General features: G+C 41.0%; 1 protein-coding gene. It reads right to left on the reverse strand.

What is annotated here, in order from left to right:
* A partial coding sequence (locus PTSHG_RS09875; protein WP_042230743.1) for an Ig-like domain-containing protein occupies window positions 1-212 on the reverse strand: 212 nt, incomplete at both ends.

The raw sequence follows: 212 nt of genomic DNA on the forward strand, positions 1-212 counted from the left end.
ACTTCTTCTGATGGTTCTTTATCTCCGTCTTTTGCTACAACTTTGATTTCATCGTTTTCTGCTAATTCTTTGTCTGCTGGTACGTTTGCTGTCCATTTTCCATCTTGGTCTGCTTTTGCTTTGATTTCTGTTCCATCTGGAAGTTTTACTGTTACGTCAGATCCTGCTGGTGCTGTTCCTTTGATTTCTTTGTCGCCAGCTTTTGGTGCTTC

Origin of the sequence: Peptoniphilus senegalensis JC140, from assembly GCF_000321025.1 — a bacterium.
GTDB classification, from domain to species: Bacteria; Bacillota; Clostridia; order Tissierellales; family Peptoniphilaceae; genus Peptoniphilus_A; species Peptoniphilus_A senegalensis.